This is a genomic window from Oerskovia sp. 140933 (assembly GCF_059651515.1).
The window spans coordinates 58545-67678 of sequence record NZ_JAMXIO010000025.1; the positions used below are offsets into that span (position 1 = coordinate 58545).

At 72.2% G+C, this 9134-nt stretch carries 9 protein-coding genes and 1 pseudogene; 6 read left to right on the top strand and 4 right to left on the bottom strand.

Annotated features, from left to right (window positions below):
• The first annotated feature begins 8 nt into the window (after positions 1 to 8).
• Complete coding sequence (locus NHG27_RS13560; protein WP_497016629.1) at positions 9 to 698, top strand: response regulator; 690 nt, start codon at positions 9 to 11, stop codon at positions 696 to 698.
• A gap of 90 nt (positions 699 to 788) precedes the next feature.
• Complete coding sequence (locus NHG27_RS13565; protein WP_497016630.1) at positions 789 to 1184, top strand: DUF2255 family protein; 396 nt, start codon at positions 789 to 791, stop codon at positions 1182 to 1184.
• A gap of 11 nt (positions 1185 to 1195) precedes the next feature.
• Here the strand turns inward: NHG27_RS13565 and NHG27_RS13570 are convergent, their stop codons facing one another.
• Positions 1196 to 1954, bottom strand: coding sequence for a carboxymuconolactone decarboxylase family protein (locus NHG27_RS13570; RefSeq protein WP_497016631.1), 759 nt, complete (start codon positions 1952 to 1954; stop codon positions 1196 to 1198).
• 229 nt (positions 1955 to 2183) lie between these two features.
• Between NHG27_RS13570 and NHG27_RS13575 the strand changes: the two genes are divergently transcribed.
• Positions 2184 to 2774: a DUF1349 domain-containing protein gene (locus tag NHG27_RS13575; RefSeq protein WP_497016632.1), complete on the top strand. Its 591-nt coding sequence runs from the start codon at positions 2184 to 2186 to the stop codon at positions 2772 to 2774.
• A 54-nt stretch (positions 2775 to 2828) separates the two neighbouring features.
• Here the strand turns inward: NHG27_RS13575 and NHG27_RS13580 are convergent, their stop codons facing one another.
• Both NHG27_RS13580 and NHG27_RS13585 read right to left on the bottom strand, forming a co-directional pair.
• A complete protein-coding gene (locus NHG27_RS13580) occupies positions 2829 to 3416 on the bottom strand; it encodes a DinB family protein (protein ID WP_193720164.1) in 588 nt (195 codons plus the stop codon).
• A gap of 170 nt (positions 3417 to 3586) precedes the next feature.
• Complete coding sequence (locus tag NHG27_RS13585) at positions 3587 to 4213, bottom strand: TetR/AcrR family transcriptional regulator (protein WP_321575413.1); 627 nt, start codon at positions 4211 to 4213, stop codon at positions 3587 to 3589.
• 34 nt (positions 4214 to 4247) lie between these two features.
• Between NHG27_RS13585 and NHG27_RS13590 the strand changes: the two genes are divergently transcribed.
• A complete protein-coding gene (locus tag NHG27_RS13590; RefSeq protein WP_497016633.1) occupies positions 4248 to 5378 on the top strand; it encodes a DMT family transporter in 1131 nt (376 codons plus the stop codon).
• On the opposite strand, the gene NHG27_RS13595 is transcribed toward NHG27_RS13590, so the two are convergent.
• Complete coding sequence (locus NHG27_RS13595) at positions 5317 to 5940, bottom strand: putative glycolipid-binding domain-containing protein (protein ID WP_497016634.1); 624 nt, start codon at positions 5938 to 5940, stop codon at positions 5317 to 5319. The genes NHG27_RS13590 and NHG27_RS13595 overlap by 62 nt on opposite strands.
• Positions 5941 to 6238: 298 nt before the next feature.
• Between NHG27_RS13595 and nrdD the strand changes: the two genes are divergently transcribed.
• Positions 6239 to 8503: an anaerobic ribonucleoside-triphosphate reductase gene (gene nrdD / locus NHG27_RS13600; RefSeq protein WP_497016635.1), complete on the top strand. Its 2265-nt coding sequence runs from the start codon at positions 6239 to 6241 to the stop codon at positions 8501 to 8503.
• 7 nt (positions 8504 to 8510) lie between these two features.
• A pseudogene (gene nrdG, locus NHG27_RS13605) lies at positions 8511 to 9005 on the top strand (anaerobic ribonucleoside-triphosphate reductase activating protein); the annotation flags it as partial.
• Between the last annotated feature and the right edge of the window lie 129 nt (positions 9006 to 9134).

The window sequence follows — 9134 nt, forward strand, 5'->3', positions numbered from 1 at the left end:
GGAGCAGCATGACCACCGCCGAGGACGTCCGCGTCCTGCTCGTCGACGACCAGGCGCTGTTCCGGCAGGGCGTCGGCGTCATCCTCGACGCCCAGCCCGGCATCAGGGTCGTCGGGACGGGCGCCGACGGCCGGGAGGCCGTGCGCCTGGTCGACGAGCTCGCGCCGGACGTGGTCCTCATGGACATCCGCATGCCCGTGCTCGACGGCGTCGAGGCCACCCGGCAGATCTTCTCGCCGGCCCGGGCGGCGAACCGCTCCCGACCGGTCCGGGTGATCGTCCTGACGACCTTCGACCTGGACGACCGTGCGGCCACCGCGATCCGCTACGGCGCGAGCGGGTTCCTGCTCAAGGACTCGAGCCCCGAGATGCTCGCGCACTCCGTGCGCACGGTCCACGCCGGCAGCGCGGTCATGGCTCCCCAGGAGCTCGCGACCCTCCTCGACGGCACCTTCCGCGTCGCGACCCCGACCCCGCCCGAGGTCGGGACGCTCACGACCAAGGAGCACAGCGTGCTGACCCTCGTGGCGGCCGGGCTCTCGAACGCAGAGATCGGGGCGCGCCTGTACGTGAGCGAGTCGACCGTCAAGACGCACGTCGGCTCGGTCCTGCGCAAGCTCGACCTGCGCGACCGCGTGCAGGTCGTCGTCTACGCGCACGAGCACCGCCTGGTCGGGCGCGAGAGCCGGGCCCCCTGACCGTCGCACCGCACGTCCGGGCCGGTTCGGACGTACGTTGGACGCAGTCCCAGCGACGGGACCCACCGCCCCACGGACCGAGGAGCAGCCATGACGGGATCGACGACCACCGCCTGGACCGACGACGAGCTGGAACGGGTCGGCCGGGCCGAAGAGCTCCAGGTGTCCTCGCTGCGCCCCGACGGGAGCCTGCGCCCGTTCGTGACGATCTGGGTCGTCCGCGTGGGCGACGACGTCTACGTCCGCTCGGCCTACGGCCGCGGCAACGGCTGGTTCCGGCGCGCGCTCGCCGACCCGCGCGGCCGGGTCCGCGCCGGCGGGGTCGAGAAGGACGTCACGTTCGTCGAGCCCGACGACGCGGTGGACGAGGCCGTCACGGCCGCCTACCACGCGAAGTACGACCGCCACGGACCGGCGATCGTGGGCACCGTGACGGGCCCCGACGCGGTCGAGGCGACGTTCCGCCTCGACCCCCGCGAGCCCTGAGGGACGCCTCCCTACGCGGCCGGCGCGACGTCGTCGACCGCCCGGAGCCCGTTGAGGGTCCGCGGGTAGCCGATGAACGGCAGGAGCTGGGTCACCACGTCCACGAGGACCTCACGGCCGTTGCCCACGTTCCGGTTCGCGGCCACGTGGCCCCGGACCTGCGGGTCGCACCCGCCGAGCGCGACGAGCATCGCGAACGTCAGCAGCTCGCGCGTCGGGACGTCGATGCCCAGGCGCGTGTAGTGGTCCCCGAAGCAGTTCGCCGACAGCAGGCGCTGGACGTGGGCCTCGTCGTCCGGAGCGTTCGCGTACATCGCGTCGACGACGTCGCCGCCCACGATCTCCTTCTGGACCGCGAGCCCCTTCGCCGCGCGGTCAGCGGGGGTCGTCGTCGACCGGCCGGGCAGCGGGAGGTCGACTCCGTGCTCCGTGAGGACCTCGTTCGTCAGGAGCAAGACGTCGACGACCGGGCCCATGCCCACGTACGGCACGGCGTGGTAGACGATCTCCCTGACCTCGACGGGCGTGACACCGGCCGCGAGCGCCGTGGCGACCAGGCCGCGGTACTCCCCCAGGCCCCGGCACGCGATGAGGGCCGCGAGCTGGACCATGAGCCGGGTCCGCGGGTCGAGGTGGCTGGCCCGGCGGACCTCGTCGGTCGCCAAGGCCTCGAAGCGCTCGACGAGCTCCGGGTCGGTGTCCCGCAGAGACGCGGCGCGCCCCGTGAAGAGGTCGTCGGGCCGGGTGCGCGGTGCGTCGTACGGTGCCATCGTGGTTCTCCTCGCCGTGGTGACAGGGGCACGGAGCCGCGCGGCGCCGTCGGGCCACGAGCTGGCCGGTGTGCGGACGGTGACGGGCTCCGGTACCAGTCCACGGTGCTCCCGCCCGGACCGCACGCGGGAGGCCCGGGCGTCCCTGGTACCGGCGGGGCCCGTCCTGCGCGGGTGACGTCGCTCGGCCCTGTCCACCCACGCCCGCGCGCATGGGTAGGGTGTGCCCGTGACGCAGACCACCCTCCCCCCGCTGCACTGGTTGTCCCACGAAGGAGCGGGCGAGGTGGACGAGGGCGTCGTGACCCTGACCGCCCCTGCCGGCACCGACTGGACGAACGACGCCCTGGGCGCCCCGCCCCAGCACGCGGCGCCGGCGCTGGTGTTCGACGCCCCGGCCGAGCTCGCGCTGTCGGCGCGGGTCCGGGTGCCCACGCCGCGCACCACGTTCGACGCGGGCGCGCTGGTCCTGTGGGCCGACGAGCGGCACTGGGCCAAGCTCTGCTTCGAGCAGTCGCCGCAGGGGCGGGCCATGGTCGTCTCGACCGTGACGAACGAGTACACCGACGACTGCAACTCGTGGGACGTCGACGACGATTCCGTGCACCTGCGGGTCGTGCGCACGGGCCCGGGCTGGGCCTTCCACGCCTCGCGTGACGGCCAGGTCTGGGAGTTCGTCCGGCTGTTCCGCCTCTTCACCGACCTGCCCGTGAGCGTCGGCTTCCTGGCACAGGCCCCCCTGGGCGAGAGCTGCACCGCGGTCTTCGACCGGATCACGCTGTCCGGCGTCGCGCCGGTCGACCTGCGCGACGGGAGCTGACGGCTCCGCGCGACCCCGGGAACGGGCTGCCGAGCGGTCCTGGGACCGGGTCGCTCAGCTCTCGCGCAGCGGGTACTCCGCAGGGACCCCAGGGGGGTCCTCCCCGACCAGGCCGTCGATCGACTCGCGCACGAGGTCCGCGTGCCCGTCGTGTCGCGCGTACTCCTCGACGAGGTACATCAGGACGGACCGGAGGCTGGGCATCTCGCCCTCGTCGCCCCCGTTCCAGACGATCCGTCGGTCCAGCCCACCGTCCGCGAGCGCCTCGTCGACCGAGGTACGCGACCGGACGACCGCGGCACGCCACAACCCGTACAGGTACTGCGGCTCGTCCTGGGCCGCCGACGTCCACGGCCACTCCGGGTCGGTGTCCCAGTCGACCTGGTCCCACGGTTCGCCGGGCGCACGCCCGTGCAGCTTGGTCGAGAACCACAGCTCCTCGACGAACGCGAGGTGCTTGAGGAGCCCCCCGAGCGTGATCGCCGATGCGCCGACCGTCGCGGCGAGGCCGTCTGCGTCGAGCCCGCCGACCTTCCAGGCGAACGTCGCTCGCTGCTTCTCGAGAGATCCCAGGAGCGTCGACACCTCGTCCCCGGCGACGGGTGGTTCGATCGGGCTCGTGCCAGCGGCTTCGTCGACCATGGTTCCTCCATCGGATCCGGTCCGGGTGCCTGCGAGCCTAGCAGCAGCTCGCCCGACCGGCCCGTCGGGCCCCGCTGACCTCGCCCGCTCGACGCACCGACGGAGGAGGTGGGGGTGGTCGGTCACGAGACCGTCCGCGTCGCGGACGACGCGCCCTGCCCGCCGGGCCTCTACGGCGTGACGACCTGCTCGGTCTGCGGCGGCTGCGACTCGAGCAGGACGCGCGCCACGGCACGTGCTCGCTCGAACGGGCGGGCGAAGGTCTCCATGCCGACCGTGACGATCGCGCCTTCGTGGAGCAGCATCAGCGCGCGCGCCGCAGCGGCGGGGTCCTGCGTCCCGGCCTCCCGGCAGAGATCCTCGAAGAGCCGGAGCAGCCAGGCCTTCTGGCGCGACACCTCGGGGAACACCGGGTGGCCGTCGTGACCGTCGCCGATCTCCGCCCGGGCGTTGATCGCGCTGCACCCCTTGGGGCTGTTCTCGTCGGACCACGAGATGGCGGCGTCGAAGACCGCCAGCACCCGTTCGACGCCCGGCTCGGGCACCCGGGCGAGGCAGGCCTCGACATGGTCGCGCCACCTGGCGTCCCGGTGCTGGAGGTACGAGACGACCAGCGCCTCCTTGGAGCCGAACCGGTCGTACAGCGTCTTCTTGGTGACGCCCGCGGCCTCGGCGATGGTGTCGACCCCGACCGAGTGGATGCCGCGCTCGTAGAAGAGCCGCGACGCGGCGTCGAGGACACGACGGGCTCCGGGGGTCAAGGGGGCGAGCTCGGGGACGGGGACGGTCGGCGGCACGACATCGACTATACCAGTCTGTATAGTCGCCGAGATGACTAAACAGATCGGTCTACTTCCTCACGCCCTGACGGCGCTGGCCACGGTCGCCTTCGTGGCGACGTGGAGCTCCGGCTTCCTCGTCGCGGCGGTCGCGACCGTCGACGTCTCGCCGCTCACCCTGCTCGTCTGGCGCTTCGTCCCGCTGGCGGGTGCGCTGCTCGTCCTCCAGCTGGTCACGGGTGGCCTCCGCACGGCCGGTCCGACAGTCGTGCGACGGCAGTCCGTCATCGGCCTCTTCGCCCAGCTCGGCTACTGCGTCTTCGTGCACGCCGCGATCGCCGCAGGCGTCGCGACGGGCACGGTCGCGCTGGTCGACGCCGCGCAGCCGCTCATGGTCGCGGTGCTCGTGGGCCCCCTGCTGGGGCTCCGCGTGCGCGGCGCCCAGTGGGTCGGGCTGCTCGTCGGCGCCGCCGGGGTCCTGCTGGTCGTGCGGTCGCAGCTCGAAGGCTCCGCAGCCCACCCGGCGGTCTACCTGCTGCCCGTCCTCGCCATGGCCTGCCTGATCGTCGCGACCTTCCTCCAGCGCCGACCGGACGGGCAGGCAGGCGTGCTCACGACGCTCACCGTCCACGTCGTCGTGACGGCCGCGGCGCTCGTCGTGGTCACCACGGCGACGGGGACGATCGCGCCGCCCGCCTCGGCCTCCTTCTGGCTCGCGGCAGCCTTCGCGGCCGCCGTCCCGACGCTCGCCGCCTACGGCCTGTACTGGTGGCTGCTGCAGCGCGTGGGCATCAACGCGCTCCTCTTCCTCATCGCGCCGACGACCGCCGTCGCCGGCGCGGCACTCCTCGGCGAGAGCCTCACCGCGACCACCCTCGTCGGCTTCGCGCTCTGCGGCATCGGGGTGGCGGTCGTGCTGGTCGGCGAGCGCTCCACGCCGCCCCGGGCCGCGGCACCCCAGGCTGCGGCACCCTCGGGGGGCGGCCCCTCGGGGGGCGACCCCTCGGGGGGCAGCCCCTCGGGTGGCAGCCCCAGGCCGACAGGGACGGCCGTGCAGGCCGATCCCGTCCTCGACGCCCCGGTTCCCGCCGCCGCTCGACCGTGGCAGGCGCTCCCCGTGCTCAACGCACCCGACGGGCGAGGTGCGGGTAGTCGATCACGAGGCCGTCCGCGTCGACCGTGAGGTCGGCCGTGACGTCGCGCGTGGCGCTCGTGTACGTGACGACCGCGCGCCCCGCCCCGGGGTCGTAGGGGGCGCCCGGCGCGTACACCTGGTCGCTGCGCAGGACGCGCAGCGACGGGACCTCGACCCAGGCCATGGTCAGGGGTGTCGGCTCGACCGGCGCCCGCTCGCCCAGCAGCCCCAGGCGCAGGATCGGCATGGAGTTCGTCACCGGGCACAGGGCCAGGTCGCAGTCGAGCGCGCCCGCGAGCGCCGACGGGTCCTCGATGCCAGGGGTCGCGAGGTCGACGGGGGCCGCGCCGGTGTGCGACACGCGCGCGGTCCACTCCCCCGAGCCCGAGCGCTCGAGCAGCAGGTCCCGGGACCAGCCCTGCCCCCGGGCCGTCACCTCGAGCCGTCGCGTGACCCACTGCGGTCCGGTGGTCAAGGACCAGGCCGTGACCCAGGTGGCGCTGCGAGAGGTCCCGAGGCACTCGAACCGGTCCGCACCGAGCGAGAGCACCGCGGTGTCGAGCCGGTCGGGGTCGTCCTCCCCCGCCCATGTGACGTACCGACGGGTCATGTCGCGCGCTCCTCGGTCCACGAGCAGGCCAAGGAGTGCCGCCCGCTCTGCTCCTGCCGGTCTACCAGCCTTCCCGCCGCCTCGCCTCGCAGGCTGCTCCCGCCGTGCGGGGTCGTAGGTCCGGCGCCAGGGTGACCAACGTCCCGACCTCAGGGAGGAAGGTCCCGGCGCGCCCGGGATTGGCCACTACATGTGGGATTGCACGGGTGTAATTGCTACTACATCTAGTTTTCATCGGCGCCCCCTCATGCCCTGTCGGCATGCGTCGCGGGGCGTCTCGTCGAGAGGTTGTGGTCGCATGGGCCTGGTCGAGGTCGAGCAGGGCGAGGACGTCGCGTCGGGGGCGAGGGCCTCGCTCACGGTGCTCAAGCGGGACGGGCGCCAGCTCCCGTTCGACGACGCCCGGATCCGCGCGGCGCTCCGCAAGGCCTACGAAGAGGTCCACGGGGACGCGACCCCCTTCCACGAGCGCGCGCTCGACGCGGTGCTCGACCGGGTCGTCGCGGAGATCTCGGTGCGGTTCGACGGGTCCGTGCAGATCTACGAGATCCAGGCCGTGGTCGAGCACGAGCTGCTCGAGTCCCGCGAGTACGACGTGGCCCGGGCCTACATCGACTACCGCGTCCAGCGCGACTTCGCGCGCAGCCGCTCGACCGACCTGAACCACTCGATCGTCGGCCTGATCAGCAAGGACTCCTCGGTCGTCAACGAGAACGCGAACAAGGACTCGGACGTCTTCAACACCCAGCGCGACCTGACGGCGGGCGCGGTCGGCAAGGCGGTCGGCCTGCGCATGCTGCCGCCGCACGTGGCCAACGCCCACCAGAAGGGCGACATCCACTACCACGACCTCGACTACCACCCCTACGCCCCCATGACGAACTGCTGCCTCATCGACTTCCGGACGATGCTGTCCGAGGGGTTCCGCATCGGCAACGCGCAGGTCGAGCCGCCCCGCTCGATCCAGACCGCGGCCGCGCAGATCACGCAGATCATCGCGAACGTCGCCTCGAGCCAGTACGGCGGGTGCTCGGTCAACCGCATCGACGAGCTCCTGGCCCCGTACGCCGAGCTCAACTACGCCAAGCACCTGGTCGAGGCCGAGCGCTGGCTCACGGACGCCTCGACCCACGACGCGTACGCGCGGGCGAAGACCGCCAAGGACATCTACGACGCGATGCAGAGCCTCGAGTACGAGATCAACACGTTGTTCACGTCCAACGGGCAGACGCCGTTCACCTCGGTCGGGTTCGGGCTGGGCACGGGGTGGCTCGAGCGCGAGATCCAGCGGGCGATCCTGCAGATCCGCATCAAGGGCCTGGGGGCGGAGGGCCGCACCGCGATCTTCCCCAAGCTCATCTACACGCTGCGGCGCGGGGTCAACCTGGACCCGGGCGACGAGAACTACGACATCAAGGAGCTCGCGGTCGAGTGCGCGACCAAGCGCATGTACCCCGACGTGCTGAGCTACGACAAGATCGTCGAGCTCACGGGCAGCTTCAAGATGCCCATGGGCTGCCGGTCGTTCCTGCAGGGCTGGCGCGACGCGGACGGCAACGACGTGGTCGAGGGGCGCATGAACCTGGGCGTCGTGACGCTCAACCTGCCGCGTATCGCGCTCGAGTCCCGAGGCGACCTGGCAACGTTCTGGGCGCTCCTGGAGGAGCGGCTCGCGACGGTGCACGACGCGCTGGTCTACCGCGTCGAGCGCTGCAAGGAGGCGGTCCCGGGCAACGCCCCGATCCTGTACGTGCACGGTGCGTTCGGCGAGCGTCTCGCACCCGACGACGACGTCGACCAGCTCTTCCGTGACGGGCGCGCGACCGTCTCCCTCGGGTACATCGGGCTGTACGAGGTCGCCGCGGCGTTCTTCGGCGGCGCCTGGGAGGCCGACCCCGAGGCCAAGGAGATGACGTTGCGCGTGCTGCGCACCCTCAAGGAGCACACGTCGGCGTGGACGGCCGAGCACGGCTACCAGTTCAGCGTCTACTCGACGCCGAGCGAGAGCCTCACGGACCGGTTCGCGCGGCTCGACCGGGAGAAGTTCGGGGTCGTGGCCGACATCACCGACAAGGAGTACTACACGAACAGCTTCCACTACGACGTGCGCAAGGACCCGACGCCGTTCGAGAAGCTCGACTTCGAGATGGACTACCCGCAGTACGCGTCGGGCGGGTTCATCCACTACTGCGAGTACCCCGTGCTCCAGCAGAACCCCAAGGCGCTCGAGGCCGTGTGGGACTACGCCTACGACCGCGTGGGGTACCTGGGCACGAACACCCCGATCGACCGCTGCTACGCGTGCGGGTACGCGGGCGACTTCACGCCGACGGCGCGAGGCTTCGCGTGCCCGGGCTGCGGCAACACGGACCCGCGCACGTGCGACGTCGTCAAGCGCACGTGCGGGTACCTGGGCAACCCGCAGCAGCGCCCCATGGTGCACGGTCGGCACGTCGAGATCTCCTCGCGCGTCAAGCACATGGCGGGGGCCGTGAGCCTCGGCGAGGTCGCCGATCCCGCGTCGGCGACCGCCGTGGCCGACCCGAGCCCTGCGGAAGCCTGAGGCCGTCGTGTCGCGGGACCCGCAGCCGGGCTGGAGGTCGGAGCGCTTCAGCCAGGGCTACGTCGCGGACTACAAGCCGTTCGTGTTCGTCGACGGCGAGGGCGTGCGCTGCTCGCTGTACGTGAGCGGGTGCCTGTTCGCGTGCGAGGGCTGCTTCAACGAGGCGACCTGGAGCTTCCGCTACGGCACGCCCTTCACGGACGAGCTCGAGGACCGCGTCCTGGCGGACCTCGCGCACGGGTCGGTGCAGGGCCTGTCGCTGCTGGGCGGCGAGCCGTTCCTCAACACCGAGGTCTGCCTGCGCGTGGTGCGCCGTCTGCGGGAGACGTTCGGCCGCTCCAAGGACGTGTGGTGCTGGAGCGGCTACACGTTCGAGGAGCTCTGCGGGGGGTCGCCGGACAAGCGGGCGTTGCTCGCCGGGCTCGACGTCCTGGTCGACGGCCGGTTCGAGATCTCGCGGCGCGACCTGTCGCTCCCCTTCCGGGGGAGCACGAACCAGCGTGTGCTGTCGGTCCCGGCCTCGCTCGCCGCGGGGCGCGCCGTCCCGGAGGCGCTGCTTCTCCGCCTCGGGGATGCCGAGCTTGTCGTAGGTCTCCTTGATGTCCTCGGGCAGGTCGTCCCAGGAGGTGGC

Coding starts and splice junctions, on each gene's coding strand:
- NHG27_RS13595 (WP_497016634.1), bottom strand. CDS start 5,940: ATGACCCGTCGGTACGTCACATGGGCGGGGGAGGACGACCCCGACCGG.
- NHG27_RS13580 (WP_193720164.1), bottom strand. CDS start 3,416: ATGGTCGACGAAGCCGCTGGCACGAGCCCGATCGAACCACCCGTCGCC.
- NHG27_RS13590 (WP_497016633.1), top strand. CDS start 4,248: ATGACTAAACAGATCGGTCTACTTCCTCACGCCCTGACGGCGCTGGCC.
- nrdD (WP_497016635.1), top strand. CDS start 6,239: ATGGGCCTGGTCGAGGTCGAGCAGGGCGAGGACGTCGCGTCGGGGGCG.
- NHG27_RS13570 (WP_497016631.1), bottom strand. CDS start 1,954: ATGGCACCGTACGACGCACCGCGCACCCGGCCCGACGACCTCTTCACG.
- NHG27_RS13565 (WP_497016630.1), top strand. CDS start 789: ATGACGGGATCGACGACCACCGCCTGGACCGACGACGAGCTGGAACGG.
- NHG27_RS13560 (WP_497016629.1), top strand. CDS start 9: ATGACCACCGCCGAGGACGTCCGCGTCCTGCTCGTCGACGACCAGGCG.